The organism is Streptomyces sp. NPDC002853 (genome assembly GCF_053591915.1).
Genome location: NZ_JBSFUS010000003.1, coordinates 205,874 through 226,769, shown reverse-complemented (window position 1 = coordinate 226,769; position 20,896 = coordinate 205,874). Strand labels below are relative to the sequence as shown.

At 69.2% G+C, this 20,896-nt stretch carries 17 protein-coding genes and 1 riboswitch; of the genes, 9 read left to right on the top strand and 8 right to left on the bottom strand.

Going from position 1 to position 20,896, the window contains the following annotated elements; genetic code table 11:
- Nucleotides 1-37 precede the first annotated feature (37 nt).
- The 6 genes from ACWD02_RS08920 (at nucleotide 38) to ACWD02_RS08895 (ending at nucleotide 7,184) form a co-directional block, all read left to right on the top strand.
- Nucleotides 38-1,387: an HD-GYP domain-containing protein gene (locus tag ACWD02_RS08920; protein WP_451206383.1), complete on the top strand. Its 1,350-nt coding sequence runs from the start codon at nucleotides 38-40 to the stop codon at nucleotides 1,385-1,387.
- Nucleotides 1,384-2,613 (top strand): HD-GYP domain-containing protein, encoded by a 1,230-nt coding sequence (locus ACWD02_RS08915; protein ID WP_451206380.1) that lies wholly within the window; start codon nucleotides 1,384-1,386, stop codon nucleotides 2,611-2,613. The genes ACWD02_RS08920 and ACWD02_RS08915 overlap by 4 nt, the downstream gene beginning before the upstream one ends.
- Nucleotides 2,614-2,715: 102 nt before the next feature.
- Complete coding sequence (locus ACWD02_RS08910) at nucleotides 2,716-3,696, top strand: tetratricopeptide repeat protein (protein WP_351163657.1); 981 nt, start codon at nucleotides 2,716-2,718, stop codon at nucleotides 3,694-3,696.
- Nucleotides 3,697-3,760: 64 nt separating this feature from the next.
- Nucleotides 3,761-4,411: a peptide deformylase gene (gene def, locus ACWD02_RS08905; protein WP_451206377.1), complete on the top strand. Its 651-nt coding sequence runs from the start codon at nucleotides 3,761-3,763 to the stop codon at nucleotides 4,409-4,411.
- A gap of 305 nt (nucleotides 4,412-4,716) precedes the next feature.
- On the top strand, nucleotides 4,717-5,838 hold the full coding sequence (cyc1, locus tag ACWD02_RS08900) for an epi-isozizaene synthase (RefSeq protein ID WP_451207429.1): 1,122 nt from the start codon (nucleotides 4,717-4,719) through the stop codon (nucleotides 5,836-5,838).
- Nucleotides 5,835-7,184, top strand: coding sequence for a bifunctional albaflavenone monooxygenase/terpene synthase (locus ACWD02_RS08895; protein WP_451206374.1), 1,350 nt, complete (start codon nucleotides 5,835-5,837; stop codon nucleotides 7,182-7,184). Before cyc1 ends, ACWD02_RS08895 begins: the two co-directional genes overlap by 4 nt.
- Here the strand turns inward: ACWD02_RS08895 and ACWD02_RS08890 are convergent.
- The 3 genes from ACWD02_RS08890 to ACWD02_RS08880 form a co-directional block, all read right to left on the bottom strand.
- Nucleotides 7,138-8,154: a helix-turn-helix domain-containing protein gene (locus ACWD02_RS08890; protein ID WP_451206372.1), complete on the bottom strand. Its 1,017-nt coding sequence runs from the start codon at nucleotides 8,152-8,154 to the stop codon at nucleotides 7,138-7,140. The genes ACWD02_RS08895 and ACWD02_RS08890 overlap by 47 nt on opposite strands.
- Before the next feature lie 243 nt (nucleotides 8,155-8,397).
- Nucleotides 8,398-9,420: a ribonucleotide-diphosphate reductase subunit beta gene (locus ACWD02_RS08885; protein ID WP_365820383.1), complete on the bottom strand. Its 1,023-nt coding sequence runs from the start codon at nucleotides 9,418-9,420 to the stop codon at nucleotides 8,398-8,400.
- Entirely contained in the window at nucleotides 9,420-11,822 is a 2,403-nt protein-coding gene (locus ACWD02_RS08880) for a ribonucleoside-diphosphate reductase subunit alpha (RefSeq protein ID WP_451206369.1), read from the bottom strand. The genes ACWD02_RS08885 and ACWD02_RS08880 overlap by 1 nt, the downstream gene beginning before the upstream one ends.
- A 137-nt stretch (nucleotides 11,823-11,959) precedes the next feature.
- Nucleotides 11,960-12,083: riboswitch (cobalamin riboswitch) on the bottom strand.
- Nucleotides 12,084-12,261: 178 nt separating this feature from the next.
- On the opposite strand from ACWD02_RS08880, the gene ACWD02_RS08875 reads away from it, so the two are divergent.
- Nucleotides 12,262-12,903 (top strand): hypothetical protein, encoded by a 642-nt coding sequence (locus ACWD02_RS08875; RefSeq protein WP_451206366.1) that lies wholly within the window; start codon nucleotides 12,262-12,264, stop codon nucleotides 12,901-12,903.
- Between the two features lie 68 nt (nucleotides 12,904-12,971).
- Here ACWD02_RS08875 and mctP read toward each other — a convergent pair whose 3' ends face one another.
- The 5 genes from mctP to ACWD02_RS08850 form a co-directional block, all read right to left on the bottom strand.
- Nucleotides 12,972-14,621 carry a monocarboxylate uptake permease MctP gene (mctP, locus tag ACWD02_RS08870; protein ID WP_451206362.1) on the bottom strand — a complete coding sequence of 550 codons (1,650 nt, stop codon included), beginning with the start codon at nucleotides 14,619-14,621 and terminating at the stop codon, nucleotides 12,972-12,974.
- Complete coding sequence (locus tag ACWD02_RS08865; RefSeq protein WP_451206358.1) at nucleotides 14,618-14,887, bottom strand: DUF3311 domain-containing protein; 270 nt, start codon at nucleotides 14,885-14,887, stop codon at nucleotides 14,618-14,620. The genes mctP and ACWD02_RS08865 overlap by 4 nt, the downstream gene beginning before the upstream one ends.
- A 121-nt stretch (nucleotides 14,888-15,008) precedes the next feature.
- On the bottom strand, nucleotides 15,009-15,206 hold the full coding sequence (locus tag ACWD02_RS08860; RefSeq protein WP_367044888.1) for a YbdD/YjiX family protein: 198 nt from the start codon (nucleotides 15,204-15,206) through the stop codon (nucleotides 15,009-15,011).
- Entirely contained in the window at nucleotides 15,203-17,356 is a 2,154-nt protein-coding gene (locus ACWD02_RS08855; protein ID WP_451206354.1) for a carbon starvation CstA family protein, read from the bottom strand. The genes ACWD02_RS08860 and ACWD02_RS08855 overlap by 4 nt, the downstream gene beginning before the upstream one ends.
- Nucleotides 17,357-17,453: 97 nt before the next feature.
- Entirely contained in the window at nucleotides 17,454-18,251 is a 798-nt protein-coding gene (locus ACWD02_RS08850; protein ID WP_451207427.1) for a GntR family transcriptional regulator, read from the bottom strand.
- 276 nt (nucleotides 18,252-18,527) lie between these two features.
- Here ACWD02_RS08850 and ACWD02_RS08845 point away from each other — a divergent pair, with 276 nt between their 5' ends.
- Nucleotides 18,528-19,802, top strand: coding sequence for an extracellular solute-binding protein (locus tag ACWD02_RS08845; RefSeq protein ID WP_451206351.1), 1,275 nt, complete (start codon nucleotides 18,528-18,530; stop codon nucleotides 19,800-19,802).
- A 107-nt stretch (nucleotides 19,803-19,909) separates the two neighbouring features.
- Nucleotides 19,910-20,890 (top strand): carbohydrate ABC transporter permease, encoded by a 981-nt coding sequence (locus ACWD02_RS08840; protein WP_451206348.1) that lies wholly within the window; start codon nucleotides 19,910-19,912, stop codon nucleotides 20,888-20,890.
- Nucleotides 20,891-20,896: the final 6 nt, after the last annotated feature.

Here is a 20,896-nt window from a genome sequence, read left to right as displayed (position 1 = left end):
GGGGACCGAGGACGGTCGCGGGGGAGGAGGCAGCGCCATGCGGTCCATCGCTCCATGGGCGCGCGCCTACGTCTTGTGCGTCGCCCTGGCCGGCGCCGCCTGCGCCGCGCCCGCACCGGGCTCGCGCACGCCGTGGGCCGCGCTCGCGCTGCTCGCCGCGCTCTACGCCGGGTGCGAGCAGATCACACGCTGCCGGATCATCGGCCGCCGTGCCGGCGCCCCGGCCAACGGCCTCGGCACCTTCTTCCCCGTGCTGCTCGCCGCCGTCTTCCTGCTGCCGCCCGCGGCCGCCGCGCTCGTCGCGGTGCCGGGCGCGCTGCTCGCCCGCGTCGAGCGGCGCCCCCGGTGGGTGCGCAGGCTCTGGCGTGCGTCCCAACTCGCCCTGGCGGCCTGGGCCGCCGCGTGGACGCACGATGCCCTCGGCGGGCGCGAGGCCGTGGCCGCGCCCGACTTTCCGTACGCGCTCGTGCCCGCGGGAGCCGCCGTCCTCGCCTTCTCCGTCGTACTGACCGCCCTGGACGGTGGCATCCTCGCCACGGCGGAACGGGTGCCCGTGCGCAGCGCGTGGCGCGGGCTCTTCCTGCGGTCGTTCGCGCCGGTTGCCGTGCACGGCCTCGCGGGCCTGATGATGGCCGTGCTGTGGCGCAGTCCGTACGGGCCGCTCGCCGCGCTCCTGGTGCTGCTCCCGATGGGGGTGTCCTGCTGGGTCTTCGCGCAGTACCACCGGGAGCGCGCCGCCCACCAGGCCACCATCCGGGCGCTCGTGCAGGCCGTCGACATCAAGGACCGCTACACCCGCGGGCACAGTGAGCGCGTGGGACGGGCCTCCGTGATGATCGCTCGGGAGCTGGGGATGGCGGACGAGCGGGTGGAGAGCCTGCGCTTCGCGGGAATCCTGCACGACGTCGGCAAGCTGGGCGTACCGACCCGGCTGCTGCGCAAGGACGGGCCGCTGACCCCCGAGGAACGGCGGGTCATCGAGCTGCATCCCGAGTACGGGCACGAGATGGTGCGCGGGATCGGCTTCCTCGGGGAGGCACGGGCGGCGATCCTCCACCACCACGAGCGGATCGACGGGAGCGGATACCCCTACGGGCTCGTCGGACGGCAGATCCCGGAGTTCGCCAGGGTGGTGGCCGTCGCGGACGCCTTCGACGCCATGACGTCCACGCGGTCCTACCGGCGGGGACGGCCCGTCGCGGCCGCCGTGGCCGAGCTGTCCCGGTGCGCCGGGTCGCAGTTCGACCCCGTGATGGTCACCGCCTTGCGGCAGGCGCTCGACCGGTACGGGTGGCACCCGGCGGTCACCGCGGACACCGGCGAGGTGCCGGGGCCCCGCCAGGGGGTGCCCGGTGTCCCCGCGGCCCCTGGAACGGCGCCACGGTGAGGGCCGTCTACGGCTCTGCCGCGGCCCTTACTCTCATCGCCCTCGGCTGGACCCTCTGGCACGGGGTCGCCGAAGGGGGCATCGCGCTCGCCTTCGGAGGGCTCGTCGCCGTGGGGGAGCTGGCCCGGTGGGGTGCGGGCGGCAGCGACCGGGAGCCCGCGCCGCTCGGGGCGGCAGGGGCGCTGGCGTACGCGCTGCTCGGGGAGGCCGGCGGGCAGGCCACGCACCACGGCGTCTTCCAGGTGATCGCCGTGGTCGTGGCGGCCGCGCTCGTCGGGGCCGTGCCGCACGTGGCGCTCGGCAGGGGGCCGGCCCTCGACCACGTGGCCCGGCGCGTGCTCACCGTGGGATTCGCCGCCGCCTGCTTCCAACCGCTCTACAACGCGGGGAAGTTGGGGGAGTGGGTGGGCCAGGGGCCCGGCTTCGCCGCCGTCATCGTGGCGCTGCTCGTCCTGACCGCGCTCTGCGACGCCGTGCTCGCCGCGGCCATGGCGCACGCGCGCACCCGCTGGCCCTTCGGACCGCTGCTGCGCGACGAGCTGCGGGCCATGCTCGGCATCGGGTCCGCCGTCTGCGCCACCGGAGCCGTCATGGCGCTCGCGGTGGCCGTGGCGGGGCTCTGGGCGCTGCCGGTGTTCAGCCTGCCGCTGCTCCTGACCCAGCTGTCCTTCGGGCGGTACGCGGCGGTGCGGACCACCTACCGGCAGACCATCACCTCGCTAGCCCGGTCCACCGAGATCGCCGGGTACACCCCCCAAGGCCATGCCCGCCGCGTGGCCGCGCTCAGCCGGGCCGTCGGGCGTGAGCTGGGGCTTTCCGCGCCGGACCTGGCCGTCCTCGAGTACGCGGCCCTGATGCACGACATCGGGCAGCTCTCCCTCGTCGACCCCGTGCCCGCGGGCGCCACCGCCGCCCTGCCGGACGCGGAACAGCGGCGGATCGCCCTGCTCGGGGGCGCCGTCGTGCGTCAGACGGGGGTGAAGGGCGACGTCGCCGTGGTCGTGGAGCGGCAGGCCGACCCGTACCGCGATCAGCCGCTCACCGCCCGTATTGTGCGGGCCGCCAACGCGTACGACGAGATGGCCAGGGGAGAAGGTCCCGGAGGCCCTCTCAACGCTCTGGAGCGGCTTCGCCTGGGCACCGGCCGCGACTACCAGCCCGAAGTGGTGGAAGCCCTGGCCCGGGTGCTTGCGCGGGGCGGTCATAGCTTGCCGTCGGTTGGGTAACCCATGGGTAATGAGCGGCCGTCCGACCGTACGTGGTTGGATGCGAAGAGGGCCCTCGGGCACAGCGGAACACAGGAACTTATGCATCGGCAGGCGGGAATCGTGAGGATCTTCGGCAAGGGACGGCACCGGCCCTCCGCCTCATGGCGGCAGGCCACCGACCGCGCCTTCACGCTGATCGGCGACGGGCGGTACGAGGACGCGGGCGCACTCCTTACCCGCGCGGCGGATCTCGAGCCGTGGCTCTCGGAGTCCTGGTTCAACCTCGCGCTGCTCCACAAGTTCCGGCACGACTGGGAGCAGGCACGGGCCGCGGGCCTGCGGGCCGTCGCGCTGCTCGACCGGTCGGCGGGCGCCCCCGACTGGTGGAACGTGGGAATCGCCGCCACCGCCCTGCAGGACTGGCCGCTCGCCCGGCGCGCCTGGCAGGCGTACGGCCTGAAGGTGCCCGGCGGGGTGGCTGCCTCCGGGGAGCCCACCGGCATGGATCTCGGCAGCGCCGCCGTGCGGCTCTCGCCCGAAGGCGAGGCCGAGGTCGTGTGGGGGCGCAGGCTCGACCCCGCGCGCATCGAGGTGCTCTCCATCCCGCTGCCCTCCTCCGGTCGCCGCTGGGGCGAGGTCGTGCTGCACGACGGCGTTCCGCACGGCGAGCGGACGACGGGGGCGGGGGACTCGTATCCCGTCTTCGACGAGATCGAGCTGTGGGCTCCCTCACCCGTCCCGACCTGGGTGGTCCTTCTGGAGGCCGCCACCGAGGACGACCGGGACGCCCTGGAGAAGCTCGCCGCGGACGCGGGCTTCGCCGCCGAGGACTGGTCCTCGTCCGTGCGGCTGCTCTGCCGGATGTGCTCCGAGAGCCGCATGCCGAGCGACGAGGGCGACGGCGAGCACCTGGACCCGCACGACCACAGCGAGCCGGGCCACCCCGGGCCGCTCGGCCACCGCAGCCCCGGCGCCCTGTGGGTGCCCGAGCGCGAGTGCGGCATCGCGGCGCCCGCCGCCCTGGTGCGCGGGCTGCTCGACGGCTGGGTCGCGGACAGTCCGGACTCCCGCGACTGGCGGGATCTGGAAGAGGTCTGCTGACTCCTGGCCGTAGGCTGTACGGGCACCATCTCTTGTGGGTTCCCAGGAAGGCGTACGTCGGACAATGGCGCAGGACACTGAGCAGCAGGCCTCGGGCGGGGTCCTCCCCGTAGACGACGAGGGCTTCGTCATCGACACGGAGGACTGCGAGGAGCGGGAGACGGCCTACCGCGAGCGCGGCACGTCCCGGCCCATCACGGTCGTCGGCAACCCCGTGCTGCACAAGGAGTGCAAGGACGTCACCGCCTTCGACGCCGAGCTCGAGCAGCTCGTCGCCGACATGTTCGCCAGCCAGCGGACCGCCGAGGGCGTGGGCCTGGCCGCCAACCAGATCGGCGTCGACCTGAAGGTCTTCGTCTACGACTGCATGGACGACGAGGGCAGGCGGCACGTCGGCGTGGTCTGCAACCCCGTCGTGCGTGAGCTCCCCGCGGAGCGGCGCCGCCTGGACGACTCGAACGAGGGCTGCCTCTCCGTGCCCACGGCCTACGCCGAGCTGGCCCGCCCGGACTTCGCCGAGGTCACCGGCCGGGACGAGAAGGGCAACCCCATCAAGGTGCGGGGCACCGGCTACTTCTCCCGCTGCCTCCAGCACGAGACGGACCACCTGTACGGCTACCTCTACATCGACCGCCTGTCCAAGCGTGACCGCAAGGACGCGCTGCGGCAGATGGAAGAGGGCACCCCGCGCTACCCCGTCGTGCCGAACGCCTAGTCGACTCCGGACTCGCGCGCACCGCGAGTCACCTGCGGCCCCTGGCCGGGAACTGCTTCCCGGCCAGGGGCCGTTCGCATGAACCGACCCACACCGGTCAACTGTGCGATCAAATCAGGCTCTTGGTGATCCATAATCAGTCACGTAAGGGGATTTTCTCGGCACTGGGGGGTAGTGAATGGCGCAAATCTGTTCCCTGAACGGTCAGTTGTGGTGCTGAATGGAAAGCGCGGGGATACGCAACGGCGCGCGCCCGGTACGGCGGGAGGGGCGTGCGTCCTCACGCGGCTGAGAGGGGTTTGTCCGTGCCTGCATATTCACATGGCATTTCACCGACACAGACACACGCACGGGTGGTATCCGTGCCACCGGCGTTGGTGCTTCCGGTGATCGAGTCAGGGTTTCCTCGCCAACTGCACCCGTATTGGCCACAGCTCCAGGAGAAGTCCAGGACGTGGCTGCGCGAAATGCGCCTCATGCCCGCGGACAAGGTCGAGCGGTACGCGGACAGTCTCTGCTACACGGATCTGGTGGCCGGCTACTACATTGGCGCGCCGGATGAGTTGCTCAGCGCGATAGCCGACCTCAGCAGTTGGTTCTTCGCGTGGGACGACCGGCACGACCGCGACTCGGTGCACGGCAGGGCCGCCCAGTGGCGCCGACTGTGCCGTGGGCTCCACGAAACACTCCGGGCACCCCGGCAGCAACTGCACCACCGTGACCCCCTGGTGGCGGGGTTCGCGGACTGCGTCCTGCGGCTGTACTCGCACCTCGGCGCGGGCTGGAACGCCCGGTTCGCGCGGCATTTCCACAGCGTGATCGAGGCGTACGACCTGGAGTTCAGGAATCGCAGAACCGGAACGGTCCCGACGGTCGAGGCCTACATCGAGCTGCGCAGGCTGACGTTCGCGCACTGGACGTGGATCGACCTGCTCGAGCCGACGGCGCGACAGGAGCTGCCGCCGACCGTGCGGAAGCATCCCGCATATCGGCGGGCGGCGCTCGCCACGCAGGATTTCTCCGCCTGGTACAACGACCTGTGCTCGCTCCCCAAAGAACTCGCGGGAGATGAACTGCACAATCTCGGGATCAGTCTGATCCAGCACGAGGGGCTTTCCCTCGAAGAGGCGGTGTCGGAAGTCCACCGACGGGTCACCCGATGCATTTCGGATTTCCTGGTGGCAGAAAAAGAAGTGCTCCGTCTCGCCGGGCAATTGGCCGACGGCAGCGTGCAGGGCAGGGAGCTCTCGAACGCGCTGGAATCGTGCATCGCCAACATGCGGAACTGGTTCTCTTCCGTGTATTGGTTCCATCACGAATCCGGTCGCTATCGGGTGGACAGCTGGGACGACAGGTCCATTCCCCCGTACGTGAGCGACGCGGTATTGAGCGACTTGGCCGAAACTGAATTGGTGGGTGAGGAATGAGCGTCGAATCCGCGATGTCCGCGACGGTGACTCCGCCGCTCGTCAGCGGCGGTGCCCCGCTCATCGGCCACGCCTGGAACCTGGTGCGCGACCCGCTCGGCTTCCTCGCCGCGCTACGGGATCACGGTGATCTCGTACGCATCAGGCTGGGACCCAAGACGGCGTACGCGGTCTGCGATCCGGAGCTGGTCGGGCAGCTGCTCAGGAGCCCCGACTACGTCGTCGGAGGGCCCCTCTGGGACACCCTGGAAGTGCTCCTCGGCAAGGGGGTGGCGACCAGCAACGGCAAGCTGCACCGGCGTCAACGGCGCATGATGCAGCCCGCGTTCAGGCCCGAGCGGATCGCCGGCTACGCCAAGGTGATGGAGGAGGAGGCCCGGGCGACGGCCGGGCGCTGGCGGTCGGGCGACACGATCGACATCAACGCGGAGATGTTCCGCACCGCCGTGCGTGTCGTGTCGCGCTCGCTCCTGGAGGTCGACGCGATCAGTGAGAAGGCGGACCGCATCGCCGAATCGCTGCACACCGTCTTCGAGGGGCTCTACCGCAGGATGGTGCTTTCGGTCGGACCGCTGTACCGCGTGCCGACCCAGGGCAACCGTCGGTTCCAGACCGCGCTCGCCGATCTGCACGCACTGGTCGACGAGATCATCGCCGAAGGCAGGGCCGCGGGCGGGGACCAGGACGACCTGTTGGCCGAAATGCTGCGGGCGCGCGATGAATCAGGGCAGCTGCTCAGCGATCAGGAGGTTCACGACCATGTGATCTCCCTTGTCGTGGCGGGCGCCGAGAATATCGCGGCGACCCTGGCATGGACCTTCCATCTGCTGGCCGAACACCCCGAGCAGGAAAGGCGATTGGTTGAAGAAGTAAATGCCGTCGCCCCGGACCGGGAGATCACATTCGCCGACCTCGGGGACCTTCCGCACACCCGGAATGTCGTCACCGAGGCCATGCGTATACAACCGGCGGCCTGGATATTCACCCGCAGGTCGGTGGGAGAAACCAGCCTGGGTGGCTACCGCATTCCGGCCGGTGCCGACATCGTCTACAGCGTGTACGCGATGCAACGCGATCCGCGTTCCTTCGAGCAACATCTGCGGTTCGACCCGGACCGCTGGAATCCGGAACGCGCGCAAGACGTACCGGAGTTCGCGATGATGCCGTTCGGTACCGGTAACCGCAAGTGCCCCGGCGACCATTTCAGCCTGGCCGAACTCGCCATCATCCTGGCGACGGTGGCCCCGAAGTGGCACCTGGTGCCGGTCGCGGAGACCGACGCCGAAACGAAGATCGGCATCACGCTACAGCCGAAGCGTCTGGTCCTGCGGGCCGAGCGACGCTGACGGCAGGGCCGCGGAAGGTACGGCGGTAGGCGTTCGGCGTGGTGCCGAGCGCCCGCAGGAACTGGTGGCGCATCGCCGCCGCGTTGCCGAAACCGGCACGCCCGGCGATGGCGTCCACCGTCTCGTCCGAGCCTTCGAGCAACTCCTGCGCCAGGAGCACGCGTTGGCGCAGGAGCCAGCGGTAGGGCGTGGTGCCGGTCTCCTGCTGGAAGCGGCGCGCGAAGGTGCGCGGCGACATGTGCGCGCGCTCGGCGAGCCGCTCGACGGTGATGTCCGTGTCCAGATGGCGCTCCATCCAGGCGAGCACCCCGCCCACGGTGTCACACGCGGTGCGCGGCAGCGGGCGCGCCACGAACTGGGCCTGCCCGCCGTCGCGATGGGGCGGTACGACCATGCGCCGGGCGATGGCGTTGGCGACTTCGGTGCCGTGTGCCTGGCGCACGATGTGCAGGCAGGCGTCGATCCCGGCGGCGGTGCCGGCCGACGTGACGACCGGGCCCTCGTCCACGTACAGGACGTCGGGCTCGACCCGGGCGCGCGGATAGCGCACCGCGAGTTCCGTGGCGTGCTGCCAGTGCACGGCGCAGCGGCGACCGTCCAGGAGCCCGGCGGCGCCGAGCACGAAGACGCCGGAGCAGACGGAGAGGACGCGGGCCCCGCGGTCCACCGCGCGGCGCAGGGCGTCGAGCAGATCCTCGGGGTAGACGCGGTCCACGAACGACTGGCCCGCGGGAACGGTGATGAGGTCGGCCTCTTCGAGCCGGTCGAGGCCGTACGGAGTGGTGATCGAGAACCCGGCGTGGTTGCTCAGCGGCCCGCTCTCCGCGGCGACCACCGCGAAGTCGTACGCGGGAAGGCCCGAGTCGCTCCGGTCGAGCCCGAACACCTCGCAGACGACACCGAGTTCGAAGGGATTGACGCCGTCGAGCAGCACGGCGGCCACGTTCTTCAGGGTCCCGGCCTTCAGCATGTCCGCCAGTGTGCCGCAGGAGTGGCAGTAAGTCGATGGTGTGTGGCAGTCCTGCCACTGACGCCCGGGTCCGGCGCGCAGGACAGTGAGGACATGAACGCATTCCTCGGATACGCGACCGTCCTGACCGTCTTCCTCCTCCTTGCCGCACCCTCGCTCGTCGGGTACGTACACGACCGCAGGATCGACCGTGAGCTGCGTGAGGCCCCCCGCGCCCCACGCAGCTCACGGGAGTCGGAGGTCCTAGAACTCGTCGTCGAAGGAGACCGAACCCTCGACCGCGACCTGGTAGGCCGAAGGGCGCCGCTCGAAGAAGTTGGTGAGCTCCTGGACACCCTGGAGTTCCATGAACGAGAACGGGTTTGACGAGCCGTAGACCGGCGCGAAGCCGAGCCGCTGGAGCCGCTGGTCGGCGACGCACTGCAGGTACTCGCGCATGGAGTCGGTGTTCATGCCGGGCAGGCCCTCACCGCACAGGTCGCGCGCGAACTGCAGCTCGGCCTCGACGGCCTCCTTGAGCATGTCGGTGACCTGCGTCTGCAGTGCGTCGTCGAAGAGCTCCGGCTCCTCCTTGCGGACGGTGTCGACGACGTCGAAGGCGAAGCTCATGTGCATCGTCTCGTCACGGAACACCCAGTTGGTGCCGGTCGCGAGGCCGTGCAGCAGGCCGCGCGAGCGGAACCAGTAGACGTAGGCGAAGGCGCCGTAGAAGAAGAGCCCCTCGATGCACGCGGCGAAGCAGATCAGGTTCAGCAGGAAGCGACGCCGGTCGGCCTTGGACTCCAGACGGTCCATCTTCTCGACGGAGTCCATCCACTTGAAGCAGAACTCGGCCTTCTCGCGGATGGAGGGGATCTCCTCGACCGCGTCGAAAGCCGCGGCGCGGTCCTCCGGGTCGGGCAGATAGGTGTCGAGCAGCGTCAGATAGAACTGGACGTGCACGGCCTCCTCGAAGAGCTGGCGGCTCAAGTAGAGCCGCGCCTCGGGGGAGTTGATGTGCTTGTAGAGCGTGAGCACGAGGTTGTTCGAGACGATCGAGTCACCGGTCGCGAAGAACGCGACCAGGCGGCCGATCATGTGCTGCTCGCCCGGGGACAGCTTCGCCAGGTCGGCGACGTCCGAGTGGAGGTCGACCTCCTCGACGGTCCAGGTGTTCTTGATCGCGTCCCGGTAGCGCTCGTAGAAGTCGGGGTAGCGCATGGGACGCAGGGTCAGCTCGAAGCCCGGGTCGAGGAGGTTCTTCTCGGCGTTGGTGGTGGAGCTCATTACTGGCAGGCCTCGCAGGACTCGGGGTTTTCCAGGGAGCAGGCGACGGCTTCTTCGGCCGTGGCCTGTGCGGGTACGGGGGCGGGAGCGGACTCGGCGGTGTTGCCGGCCGCCGCGCGGGCGATGCGGGTCGCCGGGCGCGAACGCAGGTAGTACGTGGTCTTGAGACCCTGCTGCCAGGCGTAGGCGTACATCGAGGAGAGCTTGCCGATGGTCGGCGTCTCCAGGAACAGGTTCAGGGACTGCGCCTGGTCCAGGAACGGCGTGCGCGCGGCGGCCATGTCGATCAGGCCGCGCTGCGGGATCTCCCACGCGGTGCGGTAGAGCTCGCGCACCTCCGCCGGGATCCAGCTGAAGCCCTGCACGGAGCCGCTGGACTCGCGCAGCGCCTCGCGGGTCTGCGCGTCCCAGACGCCGAGCCGTTTCAGCTCCTCCACCAAGTAGGCGTTGACCTGGAGGAACTCGCCGCTCAGCGTCTCGCGCTTGAAGAGGTTGGAGACCTGCGGCTCGATGCACTCGTACACGCCCGCGATGGACGCGATCGTGGCGGTCGGCGCGATGGCGAGCAGCAGCGAGTTGCGCATACCGGTCGTGGCGATACGTTCCCGCAGCGCGGCCCAGCGCTCCGGCCAGGTCAGCTCGACGCCGTAGTGGTCGGGGTGCAGGACGCCGCGTGCGGTGCGGGTCTTCTCCCAGGCCGGGAGCGGCCCGTTGCGTTCGGCGAGGTCGGCGGAGGCCTCGTAGGCGGCGAGCATGATCCGCTCGGCGATGCGCGTCGAGAGGGCGCGCGCGGCGGGGGAGTCGAAGGGCAGCTTCAGCTGGAAGAAGACGTCCTGGAGGCCCATCGCGCCGAGGCCCACGGGGCGCCACTTGGCGTTGGAGCGCCCGGCCTGCTCGGTCGGATAGAAGTTGATGTCGACCACGCGGTCGAGGAACGTGACGGCGGTGCGGACGGTCTCGTCGAGCCGCTCCCAGTCGATGTCACCGGCGGCCGTGTCCACGAAGGCGCCGAGGTTCACCGAACCCAGGTTGCAGACGGCCGTCTCGCCGTCGTCCGTCACCTCCAGGATCTCCGTGCAGAGGTTGGAGGAGTGGACGGTGTGGCCGGGCTCCGCCGTCTGGTTGGCGGTGCGGTTGGCGGCGTCCTTGAACGTCATCCAGCCGTTGCCGGTCTGCGCCAGGGTGCGCATCATGCGGCCGTACAGCTCGCGGGCCGGGATGGTCTTGCGGGCGAGCCCGGCGGCCTCGGCCTTGCGGTAGGCGGCGTCGAACTCGTCGCCCCACAGGTCGACGAGCTCGGGCACGTCGGCGGGCGAGAACAGCGACCAGTCCTGGTCGGCGGCGACCCGGCGCATGAACTCGTCCGGGATCCAGTGCGCGAGGTTGAGGTTGTGCGTGCGGCGCGCGTCCTCACCCGTGTTGTCGCGCAGCTCCAGGAACTCCTCGATGTCGGAGTGCCAGGTCTCCAGGTAGACCGCGGCGGCGCCCTTGCGGCGGCCGCCCTGGTTCACGGCGGCGACGGAGGCGTCCAGCGTCTTGAGGAACGGCACGATTCCGTTGGAGTGGCCGTTCGTGCCGCGGATCAGCGAACCGCGGGCACGGACGCGGGAGTACGAGAGGCCGATGCCGCCCGCGTGCTTGGAGAGGCGCGCGACCTGGTGGTAGCGGTCGTAGATGGAGTCCAGCTCGTCCAGCGGGGAGTCGAGGAGGTAGCAGGAGGACATCTGCGGGTGCCGGGTGCCGGAGTTGAAGAGCGTCGGCGAGGACGGCAGGTAGTCCAGGCGGCTCATCAGGCGGTACAGGGAGGCGACTTCGTCCGCCGAGCGCGTGCTCTCGTCCTCCGCCAGGCCGCTCGCGACGCGCAGCATGAAGTGCTGCGGGGTCTCGATGACGTGCCGGGTGATCGGGTGGCGAAGGAGGTAGCGGCTGTGCAGGGTGCGCAGGCCGAAGTAGCCGAAGCGGAAGTCGGCGCCGTCCTCCAGGGCGGCGTCCACGAGACCGTCGAGGCGCTCCGCGTGATCGGTGACGAACGCGGCGGTGCGGTCCGCGATCAGGCCCTCGCGGTGCCCGACGGCGACCGACTCGGAGAAGCTGCGCACGCCCTGCGACGCGGCCTCGTCACGGATGCTGAGGCTGAGGAGCCTGGCCGCCAGCTGCGAGTACGTCGGGTCCTCGGAGATGAGGCCGGCGGCGGCCTCGGTCGCCAGCTCCCGCAGTTCCGCCAGATCCGCGTTGGCCGAGCGGCCCCGCAGCGCGGCGGCGGCGACCCGGCCCGGGTCGGCGTCGGGGAGGTCGGCGGTGAGGTCGGTCAGGGTACGCAGCAGCGCGGTTCCTGGGCCGTCGGCGGTCTGCTGACCGTCGGTGGTCTGCGCTGACGCAGGTTCGGCTGGCGCGATGGTCACGTGGAGCACTCCCTCGCTCGGCTCAGGGCCTTGGGGAGGGGTGAGTGACACACGGGGGCCCACCCTTGGCAGGGCTGCGCTCCGCGTCCACCAGCCCATTCCACGAGGCCCGGACGTCGTCGGCACCCGGACCGGTCAGAACGGGTGCGCTGTCGACAGGTCTTCGGACTTGCGAGCACGACAAATGCGTACTCATACACCGTTGCGGGACAGTTCCGGACTTGCACCGGATTCCCCTGCGGCGACAGCGAGCACGAGCATACATCTTGTGCTGGCTCCGAACGTCAGCCCCATATCTTGTGTCGGGGCGGGTATCCCCTAGGGTGGCGGCCGAACTCATCGTCGAACAGGGGGAGACGGCGTGCGAGGGCGGGGCGTGGGCTGTGCGATGGCGTTGCTGATGCTCGTCGCCGGGTGCGGGGACGGCGGGGAGCAGCCCGTGAGGCATCCGGGGACCACGGCCGCCGGTGTCGACGGCGACGCCGGTCCCGGCAAAGTTTTCACGGACGCGGAGCTGATGGCGGCGCTGCTTCCGGCGAAGGCCGTGGGCCCGCGGGCCGAGGCGCTCGATGCCGCCACGGGGTCCTACGACCAGCATTACGGGGGCGGTGACTGGGGCACCTGCGAGTCCGGCGCGAAGGCGAGCAGGGAGCTCTCCGGGATGCGGGGGGCCAGTGCCGGCCAGGCCATTCGCGGCTTTCCCGGGGCGATGGCCGACAAGGGAGATCCCTTCGTGACCCAGAGCCTGGTCTCGATGCCGCACGCGCGGGCCGAACGCCACGTCGCGCTGCGCCGACAGCTCATCAAGGCGTGCCCCGCCGTCACCGTCGACACCGAGGCGGCCCCGGTCGAGGAGCATCACGTGGTCGAGGAGCTGGCGGACCTCGGTGACGAGGCGATCCTGGAGACCACGCGGCACGAGGGCGGCGACGAGTACGACGGAACCCCTTACTACAAGGCCGAGGTGCGCGTCGGCGGCGTGCTCGTCCTGGTGGATGCGGGCACCGACAAGGACCTGACGCTCTCCTCGGCGACCAAGGCGGCGGCGCGGGTCCGGACGCAGCTCTACAAGTCCCCGTGAGGCCGCGGGCACGACAACGGGCCGCCGGATGACTCCGGCGGCCCGCGTCACGCACGTACAGAAGGGGCTCAGTGCCCGCCCGGCGCTCCCGCCGTGGCCGGCGGCAGCTCCTCCACGACACCCGGGTCGCCCGCGTCCGCCGTGTAGTCGCCGGGAGACGTCTCGTCGATGCCGTCAGGGGCCTTCATGGCGCGCAGGACGAAGGTCATGACCACGGTGACCACCACGTTCAGGACGAACGCCGTGAGGCCGATGTAGCCGATCTCGCCGATGCCCGGGATCTCGTCGGACGAGCCGCCGAAGTGCTTCTGCGTCGGCGAGGCGACGCCGTACGCGGCGGCCGTCCCGTAGACCATGCCGACCGCCCAGCCCGCGAGCAGCGCCCAGCGGTGGAACCACCGCGTGAACAGGCCGCCGACGAGCGCGGGCATGGTCTGCAGGATCCAGATGCCGCCCAGGAGCTGGAAGTTGATCGCGACCGTCTTGTCCATGGTGAGGACGAAGGCGAGCGCGCCGACCTTCACCAGGAGCGAGACCAGCTTGGAGACCTTGGTCTCCTGCGCGGGTGTCGCGTCCGGCTTGATGAAGTCCTTGTAGATGTTCCTGGTGAAGAGGTTCGCGGCCGCGATGGACATGATGGCGGCCGGGACGAGCGCGCCGATGCCGATCGCCGCGAACGCGACGCCGGTGAACCAGTCGGGGAACATGTTCTCGAACAGCTGCGGGATCGCCAGCTGGCCGTTCTCCACCTTCACCCCGGCCGCGATCGCCATGAAGCCGAGCAGCGCCAGCAGGCCCAGCATCAGGGAGTAGAGCGGCAGGATCGTGGTGTTGCGGCGGATCACGTTGCGGCTCTTGGAGGAGAGCGTCGCCGTGATCGAGTGCGGGTACATGAAGAGCGCGAGCGCGGAGCCGAGCGCGAGCGTGGCGTAGGTCCACTGCCCGGCATGGCCCGGCGCGAGGCCCGCGACGGGCTTGCCCGCGGCCTCGTTCGCCGACGAGAACTTCTCGTTCGCCGCCTGGAAGATCTCGTCGAAGCCGCCGAGCTTGATCGGGATGTAGATGATCGCGACGGCGATGACGAGGTAGATCAGGCCGTCCTTCACGAACGCGATCAGCGCGGGGGCGCGCAGACCCGACGAGTACGTGTACGCGGCAAGCACCGCGAACGCGATCAGGAGCGGCAGGTCCTTGATGAACCAGTTCGTGTCGGGACCGCCGCCGATGCCCATGACGTCGAGCACGGCCTGGATGCCGACCAACTGGAGCGCGATGTACGGCATCGTGGCGAGGATGCCGGTGACCGCGACGGCCAGCGAGAGGCCCTTGGAGCCGAAGCGTCCGCGCACGAAGTCCGAGGTGGTCACGTAACCGTGCTTGTGCGACACGGACCAGAGGCGCGGCAGGAAGGTGAAGATCAACGGGTAGACGAGGATCGTGTACGGCACCGCGAAGAAGCCGGCCGCGCCCGCCGCGTAGACCGCCGCGGGGACGGCCACGAAGGTGTACGCCGTGTAGAGGTCGCCGCCGAGCAGGAACCACGTGACCCAGGTGCCGAACGAACGCCCGCCCAGGCCCCATTCGTCCAGGCTCTCGGTTTCGGCCTTGCGCCAGCGCGCGGCCAGGAAGCCCATCGCCGTGACGGCGGCGAAGAAGAAGATGAAGACGGCGAGCGCTATGCCGTTGACGCCGCCCGTGTCCGCTGCGAGCTCGTTCATCGGGTCGCACCCCCCTGGGCCTGCTCGGCCTTGCGGGCGCGCTGGTCACGCTGCCACAGCTTGTAGGCGATCATGGTGAGAGCGGTGGAGATGACCACCCACAGCATCTGGTACCAGTAGAAGAACGGGATGCCGATGAAGGTCGGGTCGACCTTCGCGTAGGAGCTCACCCAGAGCATCGCCACGAACGGCGCGACGAGACAGAGGGCAACGACCACGCGGACCGGCGTGATCACCGGTCTGCTCACTTCAGGCGCATCTGACACTTCGCGGCTCCGCTCCCTCGCTTATCCCACCTTTAACGTGCGGGAAATCTAGGCGAGAGGATTGATCTATGGAACCCCCGTCCGGATACCGGACGGATGTCAGGTGGGGCGACGCGCCTGCTCAGCAGCAGCGGAACCCCTGCCTGGGGTCGGACTCCTGGCGGTCCGTCCGCATTCGCTCGAACTCCCTCCGGGAGGGGACGGATGCCCCGGGATGCGTCCTCTGCGCGTGCTCCACATAGCGGTCGTAGGCGGACTCGTCGGTCAACTCCCGCGCGTACCACCGCACCCAGCGCAGGCCCCGCAGCACCCACGTCACGACGGGACCTGCGCGTCGTCGGAGGACCTGGCCTCGGCCGCCGCCAGCTCGGCCTTCTCCTCCGGGGTCGCGATGAGCCCGGCGGGCGCGGTCAGCTTCGACTCCACGTACTCGGCCTCGCTCAGCTTCGACGCCTGCGGGTTGCGGACGTGCTTCACGCAGATGCGGGCCGCGTCCACGATCACGATGACGATGAGCAGGGCGAGCGCGGCCGAAAGGACGCCGTCCACCGTGGAGTTGGTGACGACGGTGTGCATGTCGTCCATGTTCTTGGCGGGCGGCAGGATCTTGCCCGCGTCGATGGCGTCCTGGTAGTTCGAGCGCTGCTGGAAGAAGCCCACGCGCGGGTCGCTCGAGAACACCTTCTGCCAGCTCGCGGTGAGCGTCACCGTCGCGTCCCAGGCGAGCGGAATGCCGGTGATCCAGGCCCACTTGAGGCGTCCGGACTTGACCAGGAGCACGGTGCAGACGGCGAGCGCGACCGCGGCGAGGAGCTGGTTGGAGATGCCGAAGATCGGGAAGAGCTGGTTGATCCCGCCGAGCGGCTCGTGGACGCCCACCCACAGGAAGTAGCCCCACAGGCCGGTGACGACCGCGCTCGTGATGATGAGACCGGGCTTCCAGCTGACGTTCTTGAAGGGCTTGTAGACGTTGCCGAGCATGTCCTGCAGCATGAACCGGCCCACGCGCGTGCCCGCGTCGAGCGCGGTCAGGATGAACAGCGCCTCGAACATGATCGCGAAGTGATACCAGAAGGCCTTCATGGAGCCGCCGGTGACCTTCGAGAAGATCTCGGAGACACCGACCGCGAGCGTGGGCGCGCCTCCCGTACGCGAGAGCAGCGAGGACTCCTCGACGTTCTTGGCGGCCTGCGCGAGATCCTCGGGGGAGATGGAGTACCCGAAGTTCGCGACCGCCTGGCTCGCGGCCTGGACGTTGTCCCCGATGACGCCCGCGGGTGCGTTCATCGCGAAGTACAGCCCGGGGTCGATGATGCTCGCCGCGACGAGCGCCATGACCGCGACCGACGACTCCATGAGCATGGAGCCGTAGCCGATCATCCGGATCTGCGTCTCCTTCTGCACCATCTTCGGCGTGGTGCCGGAGGAGATCAGCGCGTGGAAGCCGGACAGGGCCCCACAGGCGATGGTGATGAAGACGAACGGGAAGAGCGACCCGGCGAACACGGGCCCGTCGCCGCGTGAGGCGAAGTCGGTCACCGGGTCCATCTTCATCGTCGGCAGCGTGATGACGACGCCGAGCGCGAGCAGCAGGATCGTGCCGATCTTCATGAACGTGGAGAGGTAGTCGCGCGGCGCGAGCAGCATCCACACCGGCAGGATCGAGGCGATGAATCCGTACGCCACCAGCCAGATGACCAGCGTCGAAGGCGCCAGCGTGAACGTGTCCGCGAGGGACGACTCGGCGACCCAGCGCCCGGCGACGAGCGCGATGAGCAGCAGCGTGATCCCGATGAGGGAGACCTCGCTGACCCGCCCTGGGCGAAGAATCCGCAGGTAGAAGCCCATGAAGAGCGCGATCGGAATGGTCATCGCGATGGAGAAGGTGCCCCAGGGGGAGTCCGCGAGCGCGTTGACGACGACGAGCGCGAGCACCCCGAGCAGGACGATCATGATGGCGAACGCGGCGAGCAGCGCGGCGGCCCCTCCGAAGGGGCCGATCTCCTCGCGCGCCATCTGGCCGAGCGACTTGCCGTCGCGCCGCGTGGAGAAGAACAGGACGACCATGTCCTGCACGGCGCCCGCGAAGATCACCCCGACGATGATCCAGATGGTGCCGGGCAGGTAGCCCATCTGCGCGGCAAGGACGGGCCCCACCAGCGGCCCCGCGCCCGCGATCGCCGCGAAGTGGTGGCCGAGCAGGACACGGCGGTCGGTCGGGTGGAAGTCGATGCCGTTGTCCAGGCGCTCCGCCGGGGTGGCCCGCTTCTTGTCGACCTTCAGGACGCGGTTGACGATGAACTTGGAGTAGAAGCGATAGGCGATGGCGTACGAGCCGAGGGCCGCGGCCACCATCCAGGCCGCCGACACCTCCTCGTCGCGCGAGAGCGCGAGTACGGTCCAGCCCGCGGCGCCGACCAGCGCGACGAGGGTCCAGATGACGATGGTTCGGGGATTCGCAGTGCGCACCGGGTCGTCCTCCCGTTCATCATGCGATGACGGGAGGAACGTAGAGCAGCACGGTGATCTGCGCCAGACCCCGGAAGGGTCCTTTGGGAGGAGGGAGTCAGTCCGTGGGGCGCTTGAGGCGTGCCACGAACTTGTAGCGGTCGCCGCGGTAGACCGAGCGGACCCACTCCACCGGCTGGCCGCCGCCGTCCAGGGAGTGCCGCGACAGGAGCAGCATCGGCAGGCCCACGTCCGTGCCGAGCAGGCCGGCCTCGCGCGGGGTGGCGAGCGAGGTCTCGATGGTCTCCTCGGCCTCCGCGAGATGGACGTCGTACACCTCGGCGAGCGCGGTGTAGAGCGAGGTGTACTTCACCAGGGAGCGGCGCAGGGCCGGGAAGCGCTTGGCCGAGAGGTGCGTCGTCTCGATGGCCATCGCCTCGCCGTTGGCAAGGCGCAGGCGCTCGATCCTGAGGACCCGGCCGCCCGTGCTGATGTCGAGCAGACCGGCGAGGGTGTCGTCGGCGGTGATGTACCCGATGTCCAGGAGCTGCGAGGTGGGTTCGAGGCCCTGGGCCCGCATGTCCTCGGTGTACGAGGTGAGTTGCAGCGCCTGGGAGACCTTCGGCTTGGCCACGAAGGTGCCCTTGCCCTGGATCCGCTCCAGGCGGCCCTCGACGACCAGCTCCTGCAAGGCCTGGCGCACCGTCGTGCGCGAGGTGTCGAACTCGGCGGCCAGGGTGCGCTCCGGAGGGACCGGGGTGCCGGGCGGCAGGGTCTCCGTCATGTCGAGCAAGTGCCGCTTCAGGCGGTAGTACTTGGGCACGCGTGCGGTGCGGCCGACTGCCGCGGCCGCGCCGGTCTCCGGGGCCGGGGATGTGCCCGCCTCGGTTTCCGTACTCCCCGCCTCCGTGCCCATGGCCCGCCTTCCTGCTGCCGTCACCGGCTCCTCCGTCTGTCGCGGCTCACATCGTGGCACGTACCGGGCCGGGCTTACTGTGCCCGCTCAGGTGTCGGTCCGATAACGGACCTGACAGCCCTTCTTATACACCCTTGACACCCCTAAAGGTCTAGGCCAAGCTCCCCGTACTGGTCTACACCATTAAAGACCAGGTTCCAGTCCCACGGGCAGATCTCGGTCCATTTGGTCGCTGCGGGTGGGGGGTTGACTGGCGCATCCCTTGAGGAGGGTGACGTGAAGCGCAAGCTCATAGCGGCCATCGGTGTCGCGGGCATGTTGGTCTCGATCGCGGCCTGTGGCAGCGACGACAAGGACGACGCGAAGACCGGGGCGGACGGCTTCAAGGGGGAGACCCTGACGCTCTGGGCGATGGACGGCTCCACGCCCGACGGCTGGACCAAGGACGTCAAGGCCGCCTTCGAGAAGAAGACCGGCGCCAAGCTGAAGCTCGAGATCCAGCAGTGGAACGGCATCCAGCAGAAGCTGACCACGGCCCTCTCCGAGGAGAACCCGCCGGACGTCTTCGAGATCGGCAACACCCAGACCGCCGCGTACGCCAAGACCGGTGGCCTCGCCGACCTCAGCGACCTCAAGGAAGGGGTCGGCGCCGACTGGACCGAGTCGATCAACAAGTCCTCGGTCGTGGACGGCAAGCAGTACGCCGCCCCGTGGTTCGTCCTGAACCGTGTCGTCATCTACAACAAGAAGGTCTGGGCCGACGCGGGCATCAAGGAGACGCCCAAGACCCGCGCGGAGTTCCTCAAGAACCTCAAGACGATCGAGTCCAAGACGGACGCCGAGCCGATCTACCTGCCGGGCCAGAACTGGTACCACTTCGTCGGCCTGACCATCGGTGAGGGCGCCGAGCTGGTCAAGAAGGACGGCGACAAGTACGTCTCCAACCTGACCGATCCCAAGGTCGCCAAGGCCATGAAGACGTACAAGCAGTTCGCGGACCTCTCCAAGGCCCCCAAGAACAAGGACGAGGCCACCCCGCAGCAGGCCGAGGTCTTCGCCAAGGGCAAGACCGGCGCCTTCATCGGCATGAGCTGGGAGGCCGCCACCGCGATCAAGGCCAACTCGAAGATCGAGAAGGACATCGGCTACTTCACGATCCCGGGCGCCACCGCCGACAAGCCCGAGGGCGTCTTCCTCGGCGGCTCGAACCTCGCCGTGGCCGCGACCAGCAAGAAGCAGGAGCTCGCCAAGGAGTTCCTGAAGATCGCGCTGAACGACAAGTTCGAGGGTGCGCTCGCCAAGGAAGGCGGCGTCATCCCGAACAAGCAGGCCCTGGAGGCCCAGCTCAAGGGCAACCCGGCCGCCGAGGCCATGGCCCCCGCGACCGCCGGTGGCGGCACCACGCCGCTGATCCCGGAGTGGGCCGCGGTGGAGAACCCGCCGAACCCGATCAAGAACTACATGACCGCGGTCCTGAACGGTAAGTCCAACGACGAGGCCGCCAAGTCGGTCGAGGGCGAGCTCAACAAGCGCCTGTCGCAGAAGCAGTAAGGACGCGCTCCCGCCGGGGACTCCGGGCCCGGGGTGTCACTGCCCCCGGGCCCGGTGCCCCGGCTCAGCGCTGCGTTCCGCGATGCCCACGAAAGAGATGGCGAAGCATGACCGTGCAGACCGAACGGCCGCCCTCCGGCCCGACGGAGGATCTGAAATCGGACAGTCGGCCGGCGGATCCGGGTAAGCCCCGCACGGGGGCCCGGTCGCTCGCGCCCTACCTGCTGCTGCTCCCTGCGCTCGTTGCCACCCTGCTGTTCCTCGGCTGGCCGCTGGTCAACAACGGGATCCTGTCGTTCCAGAACCTCAACATGAGGCAGTTCATCCTCCACCTCACGGAGTGGAACGGGATCGACAACTACAAGGAGGTCCTCAGCGGCGAGGACTTCTGGCGGGTCACAGGGCGCTCGATCGCGTTCACCGCGGTCAACGTCGTACTGATCATGCTGATCGGCACCCTGGTGGGTCTGCTGCTCGCCCGGCTCGGCAAGCGGATGCGGACGTTCCTGCTGATCGGACTCGTGCTCGCCTGGGCGATGCCGATCATCGCGTCGACGACCGTCTACCAGTGGCTGTTCGCCACGCGCTTCGGCGTCGTCAACTGGGTCCTGGACAAGGCCGGCTGGCACTCGATGGCCGACTACGACTGGATGGGCAGCCAGTACTCCACGTTCTTCGTGGTCATCACCCTGATCGTCTGGCAGTCGATCCCCTTCGTGGCGATCAACCTGTACGCCGCGACGACGACCATCCCCAAGGAGCTCTACGAAGCCGCTTCGCTGGACGGCGCCGGCGCCTGGAAGCGCTTCACGAACGTCACGCTGCCGTACCTGAAGCCCTTCCTCTACGCGACGACCTTCCTGGAGATCATCTGGGTCTTCAAGGCGTTCGCGCAGGTCTTCGCGCTCAACGAGGGCGGCCCGGACCGGCTCACCGAGATCCTGCCCGTCTACGCCTACATCGAGGGCATGGGCAACCAGCACTTCGGCATGGGTGCGGCCATCGCGCTGCTCACCATCGTCATCCTGCTGGCCCTGACCGCCTTCTACCTGCGGATCGTGCTCAAGCAAGAGGAGGACGAGCTGTGACGCGCA